Annotated in this window: 15 protein-coding genes; 6 read left to right on the top strand and 9 right to left on the bottom strand. The window is 46.3% G+C overall.

All coding sequences use genetic code 11. The features are described 5' to 3' along the window. Nucleotides 1-32 precede the first annotated feature (32 nt). The 4 genes from Q0757_RS01365 to Q0757_RS01350 all read right to left on the bottom strand — a co-directional run bounded on the left by Q0757_RS01365 (nucleotide 33) and on the right by Q0757_RS01350 (nucleotide 4,066). Entirely contained in the window at nucleotides 33-602 is a 570-nt protein-coding gene (locus Q0757_RS01365) for a TetR/AcrR family transcriptional regulator (RefSeq protein WP_298783962.1), read from the bottom strand. A 28-nt stretch (nucleotides 603-630) separates the two neighbouring features. Further along, the gene (locus tag Q0757_RS01360) at nucleotides 631-1,386 is read right to left on the bottom strand and encodes a TSUP family transporter (RefSeq protein ID WP_298783960.1); all 756 of its coding nucleotides are present in this window, start codon (nucleotides 1,384-1,386) and stop codon (nucleotides 631-633) included. Nucleotides 1,387-1,448: 62 nt separating this feature from the next. Next, complete coding sequence (locus Q0757_RS01355) at nucleotides 1,449-2,048, bottom strand: hypothetical protein (RefSeq protein WP_298783957.1); 600 nt, start codon at nucleotides 2,046-2,048, stop codon at nucleotides 1,449-1,451. Further along, nucleotides 2,045-4,066, bottom strand: a complete 2,022-nt coding sequence (locus Q0757_RS01350) for a thioredoxin domain-containing protein (RefSeq protein WP_298783955.1) — start codon at nucleotides 4,064-4,066, stop codon at nucleotides 2,045-2,047. Before Q0757_RS01350 ends, Q0757_RS01355 begins: the two co-directional genes overlap by 4 nt. 156 nt (nucleotides 4,067-4,222) lie before the next feature. Here Q0757_RS01350 and map point away from each other — a divergent pair, with 156 nt between their 5' ends. Beyond that, on the top strand, nucleotides 4,223-4,963 hold the full coding sequence (gene map, locus Q0757_RS01345) for a type I methionyl aminopeptidase (RefSeq protein WP_298783954.1): 741 nt from the start codon (nucleotides 4,223-4,225) through the stop codon (nucleotides 4,961-4,963). Nucleotides 4,964-5,076: 113 nt separating this feature from the next. After that, the gene (locus Q0757_RS01340) at nucleotides 5,077-6,732 is read left to right on the top strand and encodes an alpha-keto acid decarboxylase family protein (RefSeq protein WP_298783952.1); all 1,656 of its coding nucleotides are present in this window, start codon (nucleotides 5,077-5,079) and stop codon (nucleotides 6,730-6,732) included. 55 nt (nucleotides 6,733-6,787) lie between these two features. Here the strand turns inward: Q0757_RS01340 and Q0757_RS01335 are convergent, their stop codons facing one another. Next, nucleotides 6,788-7,213, bottom strand: coding sequence for a MaoC family dehydratase (locus Q0757_RS01335; protein WP_298783950.1), 426 nt, complete (start codon nucleotides 7,211-7,213; stop codon nucleotides 6,788-6,790). Between the two features lie 391 nt (nucleotides 7,214-7,604). On the opposite strand from Q0757_RS01335, the gene Q0757_RS01330 reads away from it, so the two are divergent. Further along, a complete protein-coding gene (locus tag Q0757_RS01330) occupies nucleotides 7,605-8,432 on the top strand; it encodes a manganese catalase family protein (protein WP_298783948.1) in 828 nt (275 codons plus the stop codon). A 121-nt stretch (nucleotides 8,433-8,553) separates the two neighbouring features. On the opposite strand, the gene Q0757_RS01325 is transcribed toward Q0757_RS01330, so the two are convergent. The 4 genes from Q0757_RS01325 to Q0757_RS01310 all read right to left on the bottom strand — a co-directional run bounded on the left by Q0757_RS01325 (nucleotide 8,554) and on the right by Q0757_RS01310 (nucleotide 14,544). Further along, nucleotides 8,554-10,005: a CoA-acylating methylmalonate-semialdehyde dehydrogenase gene (locus tag Q0757_RS01325; protein WP_298783946.1), complete on the bottom strand. Its 1,452-nt coding sequence runs from the start codon at nucleotides 10,003-10,005 to the stop codon at nucleotides 8,554-8,556. Nucleotides 10,006-10,038: 33 nt separating this feature from the next. Continuing rightward, a complete protein-coding gene (locus Q0757_RS01320) occupies nucleotides 10,039-11,403 on the bottom strand; it encodes a GntP family permease (protein ID WP_298783944.1) in 1,365 nt (454 codons plus the stop codon). Between the two features lie 14 nt (nucleotides 11,404-11,417). Further along, nucleotides 11,418-12,653: an iron-containing alcohol dehydrogenase gene (locus Q0757_RS01315; RefSeq protein WP_298783942.1), complete on the bottom strand. Its 1,236-nt coding sequence runs from the start codon at nucleotides 12,651-12,653 to the stop codon at nucleotides 11,418-11,420. A gap of 94 nt (nucleotides 12,654-12,747) precedes the next feature. After that, entirely contained in the window at nucleotides 12,748-14,544 is a 1,797-nt protein-coding gene (locus tag Q0757_RS01310; RefSeq protein WP_298783940.1) for a sigma 54-interacting transcriptional regulator, read from the bottom strand. A gap of 197 nt (nucleotides 14,545-14,741) precedes the next feature. Between Q0757_RS01310 and Q0757_RS01305 the strand changes: the two genes are divergently transcribed. From Q0757_RS01305 to Q0757_RS01295, 3 genes are read left to right on the top strand one after another with little or no spacing between them, the layout of a single operon-like run. Beyond that, nucleotides 14,742-15,401: a GntR family transcriptional regulator gene (locus Q0757_RS01305; protein WP_298783938.1), complete on the top strand. Its 660-nt coding sequence runs from the start codon at nucleotides 14,742-14,744 to the stop codon at nucleotides 15,399-15,401. A gap of 17 nt (nucleotides 15,402-15,418) precedes the next feature. After that, a complete protein-coding gene (locus tag Q0757_RS01300; RefSeq protein ID WP_298783936.1) occupies nucleotides 15,419-16,660 on the top strand; it encodes a glucuronate isomerase in 1,242 nt (413 codons plus the stop codon). Next, nucleotides 16,660-17,703 (top strand): C4-dicarboxylate TRAP transporter substrate-binding protein, encoded by a 1,044-nt coding sequence (locus Q0757_RS01295; RefSeq protein WP_298783934.1) that lies wholly within the window; start codon nucleotides 16,660-16,662, stop codon nucleotides 17,701-17,703. The genes Q0757_RS01300 and Q0757_RS01295 overlap by 1 nt, the downstream gene beginning before the upstream one ends. Nucleotides 17,704-17,729 lie beyond the last annotated feature (26 nt).

The following is a 17,729-nucleotide window of genomic DNA, read 5'->3' as shown; positions in this document are numbered from 1 at the left end:
TGACACTAGTGTCATTTAAATTTAAAAATTATTTATGGATGTCTGATACCGTTTAAAAAAATATTATAAATGGTCTCCACCCACTCCTCCTCATTCAGGGACGGATCCGGCGCCTGTACGGACACCATCAGCATCCTTGTGATGCCATGTGTCGGGAGGTCCCCGCGGATAGCTCCTTCTCTTTTGCCGGCTTCAATCATTGTATACGCACGGCTCCCGAGCATGCCCAGGTACTGCTGTAGCTGTTCTACGTTTATTTCCACCTGCGCCGAAGCATGGTGGTCCATAACCGGGAAAATGTCAAAGGCCTGATGGACCGAGGCCTGCTGCACCCACACCCGGATATAGGCCTTCATCCGTATGGAAAAATCCGGCTGCCGGTCGGCTTCATCAAGCTGGGCAAAGACATGCTCCAGCTTGTCGAGCATATAGGCCGTCACTAATTCTTCCTTTTTAGCGTAATAGTTGTAAATAGTGCTTCTCGCCACCCCGAGTCGCTCCGACAGGGCTTTGAAATGAAACGAATGGTAGCCTTCTTCCATGATTAGCCTTTCCGTTTCCTGAAAAAGCGTTCTTCGGTCGATTGTTCGCTGCCTCGGCATCAGGGAACTCCTCCTTTCCATTTTAGTTTCAAGCAAAAAACAGCATATTGAGACCGGCTATTCCAATAATAACGGCCGTGAGTGTACGAATATGCTTTTGCGGCAGCTTTTCAAAATAGCGGATGCCAATTCTTGTTCCAAGCAGCACACACACGATTCCTATTGGAATATAAAGCAGCAGCTCCTTTGAATAGTCGCCGGCGCCTGCGTGGGCAAGAACGGTCAAAAGACTTCCGATTAAGAATGTAATCTGCAGGTTCGCTGTGTAATGATACTTGTTGGCTGTGGTTAATAAAAAATAAACAACAAAAAAAGGACCGCCGACACCAAATACGCCTCCTACCAGCCCACCGCAGAAGCCAAGCGTGAGCGGAACCCATTTCGGGACCGGCCGCAGCTTTTTATCCGGCTTTTGGGCAAAGGTATACACGACCATGCCGAGAAGCACGAGACCGAGTACTTTTTTCAGGATGTCCATTTCCCCAAAGTTATGTAGTATAAAAAAAGCTGCAAATCTTCCTGCTGCGGTGGCTGCCAGCAAATATCCGAGCTGCGCCCACTGGATGTGTTTATAGACCTTGCCTATAATGCTCAGGGCGGTAATAACCGAAAGTGAAATAACGAGGAGTGAGCTGAACTGCAGCGTAAAGAAAAACGGCACAAAGCTCATCACGAACAAGCCGAAACCAAAGCCGCTGACGCCCTGGATAAAGCTTCCGGTAAAAATAATAACAGCGATTAAAACAAATTCCACAATGGCACTCATGTTGTCAGAACCCTTCATTACATGCTTTTATTATTGTATCACGCTTTAAATAAAGAGAGAAAAAACGGGAGCGACTTTTGTCACGCCCGCTGATTCGCAGCAAAATAAACCATAAACTCATACAGCTGCATCGGCCATTCCCGTTTGGGGTGCTCTGCCGGCCAGTGCTGTTCAAGGTATTCAGGATATGCCCCCATCCAGTCGTACGACACTAGATCTATCAGCTCCGGTGTATGCGACTTCATGCCGTTGTAATAACGGTATTTGGCTTCCTTCTCTTCTTCGAGCGGAGATTTCCGCTTCGGCCACCGCCATTTTTTCTTTTCCTCCTGCTGGATGAATACGTACCGCTGCGACAGATGAAGCCGAAAGTCCTGCAGACGCTTGCGGTAGTAATCATCGAGCTCGTACAGCTCCGGCCAGGGCCTGCGGAAATAGTGCATCCAGGCCTTCATAAACGGGGCAAGCACATCTCCTTCCACGATTACCGGCACGCCTTCCTCTTCCCACTGCTTCGCCTCCCGGTTCCGCTGTCGTTCAGCCTCGACCCACTCCCACGGATCCTCAGGAATTTCCGCAAGTCGCTCGATCAGCCTGGCTTCAGGAAAATAACGCTTAAGCCGTTCGGACATATCCGGGATCCATGCGTTGTTTTCTGCTTCCACCGTAATAATGGTCATTGGTTGTCCTGCCCGGCGCCGAATAAATATTTCATGCTCTCCGTACTGTGTACAGGCGCATGGCAGGAAAAGCCCCGGCAGACATAAATAGTGGTCTTTCCGTTTTGCACCGGATAATCCTCTGCAAACGGGGCCGCCCGGCTGAGATCAGTGTCCTCTTCGGCAACCAGACTTGTCACCTCCGGATGAAAGGCACGCTGAATGTAGGTTTTTACCCGAAACGCTTCATCATCCTGTGCAGGCCGGATAACTACTTCCTTTCTGTCTCCGTGAAAAAGCACCAGCCCCTGCATAAGATGCCCAAAGGCAGTCGGCGCCTGTTCGATTGAAGCCGAAAAAGCTTCCCACGTTTTTTCAGCCGTCCGTTCAAATTCCATATTGCCGGTAAGATGGGCGAGTCTCATCAGCTGTACCGCAGCTACACTGTTGCCGGAAGGAGCGGCTCCGTCAAACGCTTCCTTCGGCCGGAACAAAAGGGATTCCCCATCGGATGCTGTCAGAAAGAACCCGCCGTTTTCCCGGTCGTAGTAGTAGCTGATCATCGTTTCTGCCCAGTCAGATGCCTTTTCAATATACTCCGGCTTCCACGTCGAGGCATACAGCTCGGTGCTGGCCCAGATCATATTGGCATAGTCATCCACGTACGCATCGTACTGCACGTCGCCATCCTTCCAGCGGGCTTTAAAGCGGCCGTTTTGATCCTGGAGCCGGTTTTCAATAAAACGGTACGCCTCCTCAGCAAATTCTGTCCATTTTTCCTCCTGAAACACCCGTCCTGCTTTAGCCATCGAGGCAATCATCCAGCCATTCCAGGACGTTAGTATTTTTTCATCCCGGAACGGACGAACCCGCTTTTCCCGATGTTCGTACAAGTCCTGCAGCGCCCCGCGGCGTTCGGCATCGCTCCAGCCGGCAGTCGGACGGTTGATCCGGTTAGGAATGCTTTTTCCTTCAAAGTTTCCGGCGGGGTCGATACCATACTCAATAGCGAACTGTTCACCGCGCTCCTCCCCGAGCACGTCTTCAATCTCCTCCGGGGTCCAGACGTAAAATTTGCCCTCTTCCCCTTCGCTGTCAGCATCCTCTCCGCAAAAAAACGCACCTTCTTCATGCGTAAGGTCCCGGTGGACGTACTCAATAATTTCCTCCACCACTTCCTTATATCTCGTTTCGCCTGTCAGCTGGTAGGCCTCCGTATAAGCCATTAAAAGCAGCGCGTTATCGTACAGCATTTTTTCAAAATGGGGCACCAACCACGCCTGATCTGTCGCGTAACGGGAAAAACCACCGCCAATATGGTCTCTGATGCCTCCAGAAGCCATCGCATCAAGCGTGGAGGTGGCCATGTACAGCGCGCCCTCGCTTTCAAACTGATGATAGTAATGCAGCAGGTACATCACAATATGAGGGCTTGGAAATTTCGGCGCAGAGCCGAATCCGCCGTAGGAGGAATCAAACTGCTGGGTAAAGGCCCGGAACGCTGTATGCACGTTGTTGATATTCAACTGTCTCGTTTCCACAGCCCGCGGCTCCAGCGCTTTGGAAATATCACTGCCCACCTGCGCCACCCGCTCGGGATCGTCCCGGTAAATATCTGAAAGCTGGCTCAGGACGTCCATAATCCCAGGCATGCTGCCCATTTGATTCCGGGGAATATAGGTGGCCGCATAGAAGGGCTTCTGATCCGGTGTGATGAACACGTTCAGCGGCCAGCCGCCGTGACCGTTCATCGCCTGGCATGCTGACATGTAGATGGCATCCACATCCGGGCGCTCCTCCCGATCTACCTTCACCGGTATAAATTTCTCATTTAATACCGCAGCCACTTCTGCGTTTTCAAAGCTTTCCTGCTCCATCACATGGCACCAATGACAGGTCGAGTAGCCAATGGAGACCATTAGTGGTTTGTTTTCTGCCTCTGCCTTTTCAAAAGCCTCTTTTCCCCATGGATACCAGTCCACCGGGTTGCTTTTATGCTGCTGGAGATAGGGCGATTTTTCGTATTGTAAACGGTTCAACCAATCACGTCCTTTCTTACTAATATTTATTCACGAAAAAGAAGCCGTCCAAACAAGGAAGATATTTTCATCGTCCAGGCAGTTCCCCTCAAATTTTTTATGATAGAATCTAAATGAAATGATCAACATAAACTGCTTAAAAAGTGAGGATACACAATGATTGCAAAAACAGAAGAGGATTTTCAGGGGCTACGGGAAATTGGCGAAATTTGCGGAGCGATTCGCGACAAATTAGTCCAGGCAGCCGAACCGGGGATCACAACAAAGGAACTTGATGACATGGCAGAAGAGCTTTTCAACCAATCAGGGGCTCAGTCTGCCCCAAAGGGCGTGTACGATTTTCCCGGGCAGACGTGCATCAGCATCAATGAGGAAGTCGCGCACGGAATTCCGGGCGAGAGGACCATTCAGGAGGGCGACCTGGTCAATATTGATGTTTCCGGCTCGAAAAATGGTTATTTCGCCGATACCGGGGTTTCCTTTGTGGTCGGTAAAGCCGACCCCGTGTTACAGAAAATATGCGATGCTGCGAAAGAAGCGTTTGACGCCGGCCTTGAGAAAGCTAAACCCGGGGCGAAAAAAAGCGCGCTCGGAAAAGCTGTGCACAATGTGGCTAAAAAGCACGGATTAACTGTTATCAAAAATCTCACCGGCCACGGTATTGGGCGCTCGATTCATGAGCCTCCGGAGCATATTTTCAGCTATTTCTCCCGCTGGGACGATGAAATTTTAAAGGATGGCACAGTCATTGCCTTTGAGCCGTTTATCTCTACTTCAGAAGAGGAGGTTTTCCAGTCTGACGACGAATGGACCCTTTTGACTGATGACAGCTATGTAGCTCAGTACGAGCATACAATTATTCTCACTAAGGACGGACCGATTATTACTACCCTGTAGGGACAGGTATTTTTGTAATTATTTACTGCTGCAGGCAATTCCCCTCCTGGTTTATGTCTAAATTCCTGCTAATACGGGAACAGCCTACTATTATCCAGTTCAGGAGGTACATTATGGCAGCACAACAAACAGTCAGTTCTTTTTTATACGACTGCCTTGAAAAAGAAGGCGTCACAGAAATATTCGGCGTACCGGGCGACTATAACTTCGCCCTGCTTGATGAACTTGAAAGCTACAGCGGCATACGCTTTGTCGATAACCGAAATGAGTTGAATGCCGGCTACGCCGCTGATGGATACGCCCATGTCAAAGGGCTAAGCGCCTTAATCACTACATTTGGTGTCGGGGAATTGAGCGCTTCAAACGCTGTCGCCGGCGCCTACAGTGAACACATACCGTTAATCCAAATTGTCGGATCTCCGGCCTCATCCATGCAGGAAAATGGTGTTAAAGCCCATCATACCCTGATGGACGGCGACTACTCGGTATTTCTGCGTATGCATCAGGAAATCACGTGCTATGCAGTAAAAATCACCGCTGAAAACGCCACCGCTGAAATTCCGAAAGCGATCGCCTCCGCTGTCCGCGAACGAAAGCCGGTCTACATTGACGTCCCCCAGGACGTGGCAGCGACTTCCATCGAAATGCCTGGAGTGCAGCAGGAGCTCTCCTATACGAGCGACGAGCTCGTCGTGCAGGAAACAGCACAGCTGATGAAAGAAACAATCAATCAGGTAGAAAATGCAGTGCTGCTAGTGGATATTTTTACGTCCCGCTACCATATGGAGAACACTATTTTACAGCTGGCGGAACACTTAAATATTCCAACTGCCCAGATGATGCAGGGAAAAAGCGGTTTTAATGAGCAGCACCCGCTCTATATCGGCATATACGGTGGTGCCTTTGGCAGCCAGCAGGTGCGTGATTATGTAGAAAACGCCGATTTAATTATCACTGCCGGCCTGCTTGAATCCGACTTTAATATGGCGAAATTCACCGCCGATCTACCCGTGGAGAAGCGGATTGACATCCAGCCGCAGAATATTTCCATCCAAAACAAAGCCCGTTACAATACGGCGGTCGATGAAGTAATTGATGCTCTTACTCTGATGGAATGCCGTACATTTGAAGGGCCGGAATATTTTCCGTCCTTCTATGATTTTCCGTCTGAAAACTATTCCGAACGGCTGCTGGCAGAAACGTACTATCCTATTATCCAAAAAATGCTCCGCCCCGAGGATATTGTTGTCGCTGAAACCGGCACCTTTTCCTACGGTCTGCCGCATGTACGTCTCCCGGAGAATACGTTGTTTATTTCCCAGGGCTCGTGGCAGAGTATTGGTTACGCCCTGCCGGCAGCCTTTGGGGCCCAGCTTGCAGCTCCGGAGCGGCGCGTGCTTTTATTTATCGGAGACGGGTCGTTTCAGCTGACCGCCCAGGAGCTGAGCGCAATGGCCGAACAGAATCTTAAGCCGGTGATTTTCTTTTTAAACAATGACGGCTACACTGTAGAACGTTATTTAAATACAGAAAATACACATGCCCGCTACAACGACATCCCACGCTGGGACTATATTCAGCTCGTCAAAAGCTTTTATCCGGACGCCGAAACAATAAGCGTTTCCTCCTCCGCTGAATTCGAGGAGGCTGTTGCACGTCTTGATCGGAAGGATACCCTCCATTTTATTGAAATGAACGTTGATGACCAGATGGATGCTCCGATTCACCTGAAACGTCTTCGTGAATTTGCTAAAGGCGGCAGCTCATAGTAATACGAAAAAGCCAGCCCGTTGTTAATACACGGCTGGCTTTTTCTATATGAGATTAGCGTTTAATCAGAGCCGACAATTCGCTTTCAAATACCTTTGTATCCGTCTGATTGTATGTTCTCAGCATTACCGTAAGAATACCTTCCGTTTCCTTTTTCGCTTCTATCCTTGTTACTTCAGCATACGCCCGCAGCTCGTCGTCCGGGTACACCGGCTTCATGAATTTAATATGATTCATTTCCGTACCTGCTATGACATCGTCGCCGTACATCCCTGTTTCCACCCAGAGCTTAAACGTGATGCTGATCGTATGAATACCCGAGGCAATAATACCGTTGAATCTTCCTGCAGCAGCTTTTTCTTCATCTATATGCATATACTGCGGGTCAAATTCGCGTGCGAACCGCAGGACATCCTCCTTTGTTACCCTGTATGTATTCGTTTCAAATACCTGTCCCAAAGTAAACCTATCAAGCTTCATTTTGCTTCCTCCTCCCTTGTCTTTCATGTGAAATGACGTACGAAAGCAGCATATTTATATTAGCACACTTTCAACCGGCTTATAAAAATCTTCGTATTCCTAAAAATGCTGCAGGCTTTTAAAATAATAGAGGCTCTACGTTTAAATATTTCAATTATTGGCTATAACATAAGCAGTACATCATATTGCATGGCGGTAATAACCAGATAAAAGCTGAGTTATGAGCCAGAGAAGGGAGATGCCTCCTTTTTCTGGCTCTTTTTTTATGATTTTTGGAAAGGAGGGCGGCTTACCCGAACGCCAGGGTGATATGTTGTTTTATTTACGAAATGGACGATACAAATTCAACTAGATAAACTAAGTATTTATTACAAAAAGGGGTTATTCATTTATGTTTTTTCACCGTAAAGAGCTGCAATTTCACGCGAAGCCAGACCGCCCGGATCCCGTCTATGCCAAAAAGCTGCAGGAGATCCTCGGCGGCCAGTTCGGAGAAATCTCTGTAGCGATGCAGTACATGTTCCAGGGCTGGAACACCCGTGGCAACGAGCAGTATAAAGACATGTTAATGGATACTGGTACGGAAGAATTCGGCCATATCGAAATGATCGCGACCATGATCGCCCAGCTGCTTGATGACGCACCTGTGGAAGAACAGGAAGAAGCAGCTAAAAATCCAATCGTTGAATCCATCATGGGTGACATGAATCCACAGCATGCGATTGTTTCCGGCCTTGGCGCTGTGCCTAAAGACAGCAATGGCGTCCCTTGGAACGCCGGCTATATTGTTGCGAGCGGCAATGTGCTCAGTGATTTCCGGGCCAACCTTAACGCGGAATCACAGGGACGCCTCCAGGTGGCCCGCCTGTATGAAATGACCGAGGACAAAGGCGTCCGCCAGATGCTTTCCTTCTTACTCGCCCGGGACACGATGCACCAGAACCAGTGGGCCGCAGCGATTAAAGAACTCGAGCAAAAAGAAGGCTTCACGGCACCATCCACCGTACCGGAGCAGTGGGAAGCAACCGAGTTTTCCCATCAGCTGATGAACTTCTCAGAAGGCGAGCAGAGCGCGAATCTCAGCTGGCTGAAGGATAAAGCACCGGACGGCCACTCCTTTGAATATGTCTCTGAACCAAAGGCTCATGGTGGCAAGCCCGAGCTGAAGCCTGCTCCTGACTATATGCACAACACTCTTCCAGACATGGACAAGAAATAAACAAAGGCGGCAATTTTTTACACCCGAAGCTTCCTACTTTATAATTTTTAACGATAACGATAAGGAAATAAAAAAGAGTAACCCCGCGTATTTAACAAGGGGTTACTCTTTTTATATACAGTCACCAGCGGGCAGTCACCACTTTTTTGCGGGTGTAGAATTCCACCCCGTCCTTGCCGTTCGCATGCAGGTCGCCGTAGAAGGAATCCTTCCAGCCCGAAAACGGGAAGAACGCCATCGGGGCGGGCACGCCGACGTTGATGCCGAGCATCCCGGAGTCGATGGTTTCCCGGAATTCGCGGACGCTGTGCCCGGAGCTCGTAAACAGGCAGGCGCCGTTCGCAAAGCGGGACTCGTTCGCCCACGCAATGCCGGCGGTCAGGTCCGGCACCCGCACAATGGATAAGACCGGCGCGAAGATTTCGTCCTGCCAGATCGTCATCGTCTGCTGCACGTGGTCAAAAATCGTCGGCCCGATAAAGTAGCCGTCCTTGGCGACCTCGTCCTGGCGGCCGTCACGCACGAGCGTCGCGCCTTCTTCCACGCCTTTGTCAATGTAGGCCTTCGTTTTCTCGAGGTGGCCCTCGCGGATGACCGGCCCGAGGAACACGTCCTTTTCGCGGCCGTTGCCGATAGTGACGTCGTCGGCATACGCCTGGATTTTGTCCACCAGCTGATCGGCGACGCTTTCCTGCACCGCGACGACGGAAGCGGCCATGCACCGTTCCCCGGCGGAGCCGAAGGCGGCGTTCAGAATCTGCCAGGCCGCGTTATCGAGATCCGCATCCTCCATGACAAGCGTGTGGTTTTTTGCCCCGGCGAGGGCCTGGACGCGTTTGCCGTGCGCCGTGCCGTTTTTATACACGTATTCGGCGACCGGCTGGGAGCCGACAAAGGAAATCGCTGGCACATCGTCGTGCTCCAGCAGCCCGTTGACCACGTCATGCGCGCCGTGCACCACGGACAGCACGCCCTTCGGAAGCCCGGCTTCCTCGAACAGCTCGGCCAGCCGGTTCGCGAGCATGGGGGTCCGCTCGGACGGCTTCATTACGAACGTGTTGCCGCAGGCGATCGCGAGCGGAAACATCCAGCACGGCACCATCATCGGGAAGTTGAACGGGGTGATCCCGCCGACCACGCCGATCGGGTAGCGGTACATCCCGGACTCGATGTTGGTGGCAATGTCCGGCAGCTGGTCGCCCATCATGAGCGTCGGGGCCCCGGCGGCAAATTCCACGCACTCGATGCCACGCTGCACTTCCCCTTTGGCCTCCTTCAGGTTTTTGCCGTTTTCAAGCGTAATGATCTCGGCGAGCTCGTCCCAGTGGCTGATGAGCAGCTGCTGGTAGGCAAACAGAATGCGGGCGCGCTGCGGAACGGGCTTTTTCGACCAGTCGCGGTACGCCGCTTTGGACGCCTTCACCGCCTCGTCCACTTCGTCCTTCGAGGAAAGCGGCACGTGCGCGATCACCTCACTGGTGGCCGGGTTGTATACCTTGTCGGTGGCGGACCGGGACGCCACCCATTCGCCGCCGATAAAATTCTTTAAGGTTGTTACTGCTTGTTCCTTCATAATAAAATTCCTCCTTTAATATAGTAAACTGTTTTAAAAAATTGAATAAGCCATGACAGCCAGGAATAGAACAATACAAGGCACGATAACGCTTACAAAAAATATAGGTTTATAAGACCTTTTATGCGTTTCTCCAGATATAACCCTTATTGTAGTGACAACATAACCATTATGCGGAAGGGAGTCGATGCCCCCGGAAGCCAGCGCAGAAATTCTGTGCATGTCCCCCGGATTCAATCCTTGAGCCATGTAAATAGGCGCCAGGATAGGGAGTGCAATACCCAACCCTCCGGAGGCCGAGCCTGTAATGCCACAAATAACTGTTACACCTATAGCTAAACCTAATAATGGCGGGCCTGGCATATTTACCAGTCCATCAACTACGGTATCAAAAGCTGCTACTTGAGCTGCTACGCTTCCAAAGCCAACCACGGCACATGTATTTGCTAAAGCTACTAAAGCATTCTGCGTACCGGTAGCCAGGTAATCCCAAAAAGCCTGCAGGTATTTACTCATACTGACACACGCTAATGCGATTCCTGCAGTTAAAGCTATCAACAAAGAAGATGTAGGATCGATAAACTGAGATAACACGTTTAGGATAATAATTACTAACACTAAAGGAGCGAAAGCCAGGAAAATATTCGGCAGTTTTTGCTGATGCTCCGGGTCCGGATCGTGCTCCGGCTCGCTCTCTTCTGCTTCAACTGCTGCAGCAGTTTCCTCTTTGGCCTCGTTAGAAGGTCCATAAGGGAGAGAAAACTCTTCTCCATTATCGCTGGCCTTTTTAACCATTCTCCCAAGCCACCAACCACCAGTTACCATCACCAGCAGAGCACTGAGTACACCTATGACTCCCCCCGCGGTAGGAGCCGTGTCAAAAAATTCTGTTGGTATAATATTTTGAATCTCCGGAGATCCCGGAGCTGTCATCGTAAACGAAATAGAACCAAACACTAACGCTGCCGGGATAAACCTATGGGGAAGATTTGCGGCCTGGAACAACGAAACAGCAATAGGATAAACCGCAAAGCCGACTACAAATAAACTAACACCACCGTACGTCATAATCGCAGCAGCAGCTACAACTGCAAAAACTGCCCGTTTCGCTCCAAGCTTTTCTTTCGTCCAATGGGCAATACTGTCTGCCGCTTTGGTTTCCTGAATGATTTTCCCAAAAATTGCTCCAAGAAGAAATACTAAAAACCACGAAGCAAAGTAATCAGTAAAACCGGTCATATAGTTATCCAAGAGGGCATTTTGAAGATTTAACCCTCCTGTTAATGCAACAACAATAGAACTAAGCAGCGCTGCTACGATAATGTTAATGCCTTTCATCGTAAGATATATTAACAGCGCAAGAGAAGCAATCAGCCCTAACATTCCGACAATATTCATTTTTCCCCTCCCGGCTACCTAACGGTTTCTTCAGCATAATTATAGTTATAGCAAATCCGGTATAACTCTTTCATTTCTTCCTTAGAAGGTACTTTAGGGTTTTTTTCAGGACTTCCGCTTTCAAATGCATCCTTCGCCATTTTATCGATAGCGCTTTCAAATTCTTTTTGTTCAATTCCCCATTCCTGCAGATTAGGTATTTGCAAATTTCGGCAAAGTGCTTTCACGGAACTAATAGCAATATCCGCCGCTTCTTCATTTGTATATTTTTCAGCTTCCGGCTCGAAGATCCTGCCTAAATCTGCTAAACGTTTAATGGCAGCTTCACGGCTGAACTCCATTACAGCTGGCAGCAGCATAGCGTTTGAAAAACCATGTGGTACATGAAAAAGAGCTCCAATAGGACGCGACATCCCGTGAACCAGGCATACAGACGAGTTTGAAAAAGCCCAGCCTGCCTGAAGGGCACCTAAAGCCATTTTTTCCTGTGCCTCTACGTCTTCTGAATTGTTATACGTTTTTTGTAGGTTGGGCACGATTAATTTCATTGCCGAAAGTGCCATCATATCTGACAGTGGATGTGCTTTTTGAGAAATATATGCTTCAATGGCGTGACTTAAAGCGTCTACTCCGGTAGCAGCTTTGACTTTTGCAGGAGCCGATTTAGAAAGCTCCGGGTCGATAATAGCTGCTTCGGGCAAAAATGCCGGCTGTTTTATCATCATTTTCACTTCATTAGCAGTGTTTGTAATTATCGTAACGTCTGTAGCTTCCGAGCCAGTACCGGCGGTGGTTGGAATGGCGATATGAGGCGAAGGTAAATGGGAAGCCTGCTTTTTTCCACCCATATAATCACCGATATATCCACCATTGGTGCTGAGCACCGCTACAGATTTAGCTGTATCAATGCAGCTTCCCCCGCCTATGGATAAAATCACATCACACTCCTCCCGGTGGAAGAAATGTAATGCTTCTTCCACGAACTTGTCTGTGGGTTCTGATCCTACTCCGTTATAAACGACGCTCTCTACATTTTCTTCCTGCAAATAAGTACGACACTTCTCAATGTATCCTAATTTTTCCATCATTTGATCACTGATAATAAGTGCTTTTTTCCCTTTTCGGATGGTTTCTTTTCCTACCTGTTGAAAGGACCCTTTTCCATAGTGAATAATTGCTGGTGATTGAAAAGCTGTAGGTATATTCATTAAATTTCTCCTCCTTTCTATCATTCTTATTGCAAAAAGCATGCCAACTTTCAAATCCCTTTATAATAACGCTTACAAAATAAAAACTGTAGGTTGTTTGTACAATCTACAGTTTAAGTGTTATTAATTTATACATTTACTTTAGGTTATATTTTTTTAACTTTTGATATAGAGTAGTGCGATGAATGCCCAATTCTTTTGCCGTTTTTAATTTATTACCTTGATTTTTTTCAAGAGAATTATTAATAATCTGCTTTTCTTTTTCTTCATCATTGGCTTTCAGAATTGGAAGTTCTCCCTTTATATTTCTGTCCTCGGGCTCCACCGATAAATAAGGAGGCATATGTTTCTTTTCTATTACTTCTTCCTCCAATAAGATCACCAGATTCTCTATGACGTTTCTTAACTCCCGAATATTTCCTTCCCATTTATATTGAATAAAGACTTGAAGGGCTTCGGAGGAAATAGATTTTTCCTGCACCTTATGCTTGTTGCATATTGACGTTAAATAGTGGGAAACGAGAGAAGGGATATCTTCCTTTCTTTCCCGAAGAGGGGCAACGGGAATTTCTACGATGTTAATTCTATAGTACAAATCCTCCCGGAAGTTTCCCTTTTTCACTTCGTCATATAGATTCCGGTTCGATGCAGCTATAATACGGGCGTCTGTTTGAATCGACTCCAGTCCGCCCACCCGTTCGAATTCTCTCTCCTGCAGCACGCGGAGCAGTTTCGTCTGCATATATAAGGGCATCTCGCCAATTTCATCTAAAAATAATGTTCCCTTTTGAGCCAATTCAAACTTCCCTGGTTTTCCTCCTTTTTTCGCTCCAGTAAAAGCCCCTTCCTCGTAGCCAAAAAGCTCGGATTCAATTAACTGCTCTGGTACTGCTCCGCAATTGACGCTTACAAACCGACCAGTTGAAAAAGGGCTTAATTCATGGATGCTTTGAGCAAACATTTCCTTCCCAGTTCCACTTTCCCCAGTTATAAGCACAGTTATATGTTTTTTAGCCACTTTCCGTGACAACGATTTTGAATGCATGGTACTTTCACTTTGTCCAATAATTTCATCGAGCGTGAACCGGGCACTTCGTTCTGTACTTACATTCACAGCTTCGTTTGTTAATTGCTCATTTCTATAGCTTTTCTGCATATTTTCATAAATTTTATACAATTCGTTTAACCCTTCAAAGATAAGCATTCCCACAGCACCCACCACTTTGCCGTTTTTCCATAGTGGCAGCCGGTGAACAACCATAGCCTGGCCATTAATATACTGAATAGCCCCGCGCTCTGGAAGGCCGGTTCGGATCGTTTGATGTAACTTTGTATTCTCTATGATTTCTTCCACTTGTTTTCCTAACGCATAATGTTTATCAATCCCAATAAATCGGCTGTAAGCATCATTAAATTGAATAATAATCCCATTATGATCTACTACTGCAACCCCTTCGTAAGCTCTTTCTAAGACAATGTCCAAAATTTCAGCTGTATGTTCGAGTTTATCTGCTTTTTGCAATAAATCTGATAGTCCATCCGAAATATTATTTCTATTTAGCAAACCTAATAATTTATTGTTCTCGTCTCTAACGATAAACCATGCCACATTACTTCTATAAACATTCAGCAACGGCTCATTTTGCTGAATGATAATAAAATCTTCCTTACCTAAAAAATCAGCAACCGGACTGCTTCCTGCACCAGATAAGAGATATGGCAGCATAAGTCGCGGCGTAACGAGTCCAATTGGTTTATTATCACTGCTTACAATGACTGCACTTTCTTTTTGGGAATCTGCCATCAATTCTGCCAGCTCCTGTACACTGTTATCTGCCTGCGCAGTCAAAGGCGCAGAGTCCATCCAGTCCTGTACTAAAAAATTATCTTCCAATTCTTTTATTCTTCTTTGTGGTTCAAAGCTAGAACTCAATTTTCACTTCCTCCTTCACGACTAAAACTCTTCAAACTTTAAATTTAATATAGCAAAATCCCTCTTCTAAGGCATTCTAGTCTTATCTAAATCATTCTTCTAGGATTTTGGCGTATTTTAAATCCGATAAACTATTGCACTTCAACAATTACCATGCTAGTATACTTGTATACTAGAATACCAAGGAGGTGTTCAGAATGATGCAGCAAACAGCGCGAAGCAATACTTATAAAACTATTAAAGATAAAATTATTAAGTTGGAGCTTAAACCAGGAGAACGAGTCTCTGAAAACAAGATTGCTGAAACACTCGAAGTAAGCAGAACGCCAGTGCGTGAATCATTTGTACGTCTATCTCAGGAGGGGTTAATTGACGTATACCCCCAGCGTGGTTCTTTTATTTCTCTTATTAAAGAAGAAGATGTAGAAGAAGGACGCTTTATGCGTGAACATATGGAGATCGCTGTAGTAAAACTCGCCTGCCAAAATATCAACAGTACTTTTCTTCAACATTTATCGGAAAATCTTCTGTTGCAGGATAATAGTATTTCAGAAAAAAATCATCAAAGATTGTTTCAGCTAGATGAAGAATTTCACCACACGATCTTTATAGGCTGTAATAAAGAACGAACGTGGCAATCAGTACAAAACATGATGGTCCACCTAAATCGTACCAGGATGCTTAGTCTGGCTTCCGAGCTTAATTGGGAAAAAATTGTGACTCAACACAAAGAAATCGTAGAAGCTATTAAAAACCAAAATGAAACAGAAGCAGAGCGAATCATGCAGGAGCATATGGCCCTCGTAAACATTGATATGGCCAGTTTAAAAACAAATTACAGCAATTACTTTGAATAACACATGGAGGTGAAATAATGAATAATAGTATTGAAAAAATTGTAAGCGATACCATAAACGAAATTCCGGTCATTGATATGCATACACACCTATTTCCTGACTCTTTTTCCCAGCTATGTTTACACGGTATTGATGAATTATTAACCTATCACTATTTAATTTCGGAAGCGACCCTTTGGGCTGACATCGATTACCAGAAATTTTTGATGCTTCCCCAAAAAACGCAGGCTGAATTTGTATGGGAAGAGCTATTTGTAAAACGCTCCCCCATCAGTGAAGCTTCATTGGGCGTACTTACGGTTCTAAAGGAACTCGATATTCCCTTTTCCAAAGATTTAAATGATATTCGCGAATACTTTTCGAAAATCAACAACGATGATTACGTTACTTATATTATGAACAAAGCCAATGTTTCTTCTTTTGTCATGACTAATAACCCTTTTGATGAAGAAGAAAGAAAATATTGGGACCAGGGGGTCTTCTTCTCTTCAAAAAATTTCATTCCTGCTTTACGGGTCGACCCATTAATTAATGATTGGGAAAATGCCTCTAAAACAATACATCAGGATGGTTATTCTATTTCTGAAGAAATCGATACTTCCACCATCGAAGAAACAAAACAATTTCTACGCTTTTGGGTGCAAAAAATGAAGCCAGTTTACATGGCAGCCTCTCTTCCTTGGGATTTTCCAAAAAAAGATTATGAAACCCTTCTTTTAGAAGAGTGTGTCCTTCCTGTCTGTGAAGAATACAATCTGCCTATGTCTTTAATGCTTGGCACGAAACGACAGTTAAATCCAGATCTAGGTATCGCTGGTGACGGCGTGGGCCAAACATCGTTTGCTTATTTAGAACAATTATGTATGCGCTTACCAGAACAAAAGTTTTTAATTACTGTGCTTGCACGCGAAAATCAATACGAATTAACTGTTATTGCCCAAAAATTTAAAAACGTCATGCTTTTTGGATGCTGGTGGTTTTTAAATACACCTCAGTTAATTGAAGAAATTACCACAATGAGAATGGACCAGCTTGGCCTGCACTTCATACCGCAGCATTCGGACTGCCGGGTTTTTGAGCAATTGCTATATAAATGGAGCCATTTTCGCCAGACATTCTCACCCATTTTAGCCCAACGTTATCAACGGTTAGAAAACCAGGGGCTCACCATTACGAAAGAAACCATACAAAACGATGTGGAGCAGTTATTTCAGGGGAATTTTATTAATTTTACTAATCTATCAAGGAGTGAAGTATGATGAAAAAAAGTTTCACTGTTGTAAGCGCGGCGAGTTTATTGGTTCTCAGTGCCTGTGGGGGTAACTACGGAAGTTCTGAAAACGAGAACTCAGACTCTGATTCTGGTTCTGGTTCAAATTCAGGAGGAGGCGATGCTTCCTATACGTTGCAGGTAGGAATTGTCGTTTCAGAGAATGACCCAATGTATGCAGGATTAGAGCAGTTTAAAGAAAATGTGGAAGAAGAAACTGACGGTGATCTCGAAGTTGAGCTTTTCCCGAATTCCTCTTTAGGTGATACACCCGGTATTCAGGAACAAGCTAAAGCAGGATCTAACGTAGGCACTCTCTCAGATGCGGCTATTCTCGGTGACTACCAGGAGGAAATCGGAATTCTCCAGGGGCCCTACCTTTTTGAAAATTATGACGAGATTCAAAAAGTGACAAACTCGGATTTGTTTCAGGGATGGTCTGACGATCTGGCTGAAAATGAGAATTTGCAAATTTTGTCCTTTAACTGGTATCAGGGGACTCGCAATATGGTAACTGACAACGCAATTGAAACTCCTGAAGATTTAAATGGGCAAAGCATACGTACTATTGGATCAGATATTTTCTTAGAAACAATGAAGGCGATGGGAGCCAACCCTACCGGACTTGACTGGGCTGAAGTATATACTGGTATTCAACAGGGAGCTATAGATGGGGCTGAGGCCCAACAGTCCGCTGCCTATGAGGCCAGTCTCTATGAAGTCTCCGATCATTATTCTAAAACGAAGCACATTCAGCTTATAACCGGATTAGTAGTGAGCGCCGACTGGTTCGAAGGCTTACCAGAGGAATATCAGGATATTGTACTCGAAGAAGCTAAGCAAGGAGGCACTTATGCTTCTGAGCAGGTAATCGATACGTCTGAGGAATATGAAAGCCAAATGGAAGACGAAGGCATGACAATTGTGGAACCTGAACTGGAACCTTTTCAACAAGCCACGGAAGATGTATATGAAGAATTTGATGGTTATCCAGAACTTCGGGAAGAAATTTTGGAAATTATTGAATCTTAGCATAAGATTTTGAGGAGGCACTCGTG

Source organism: uncultured Marinococcus sp., assembly GCF_947493875.1.
In the GTDB taxonomy this organism is placed as follows: Bacteria; Bacillota; Bacilli; order Bacillales; family Marinococcaceae; genus Marinococcus.
Note: the sequence above shows the minus strand (reverse complement) of the source record. Positions and strands in the feature narration are given on the sequence as shown.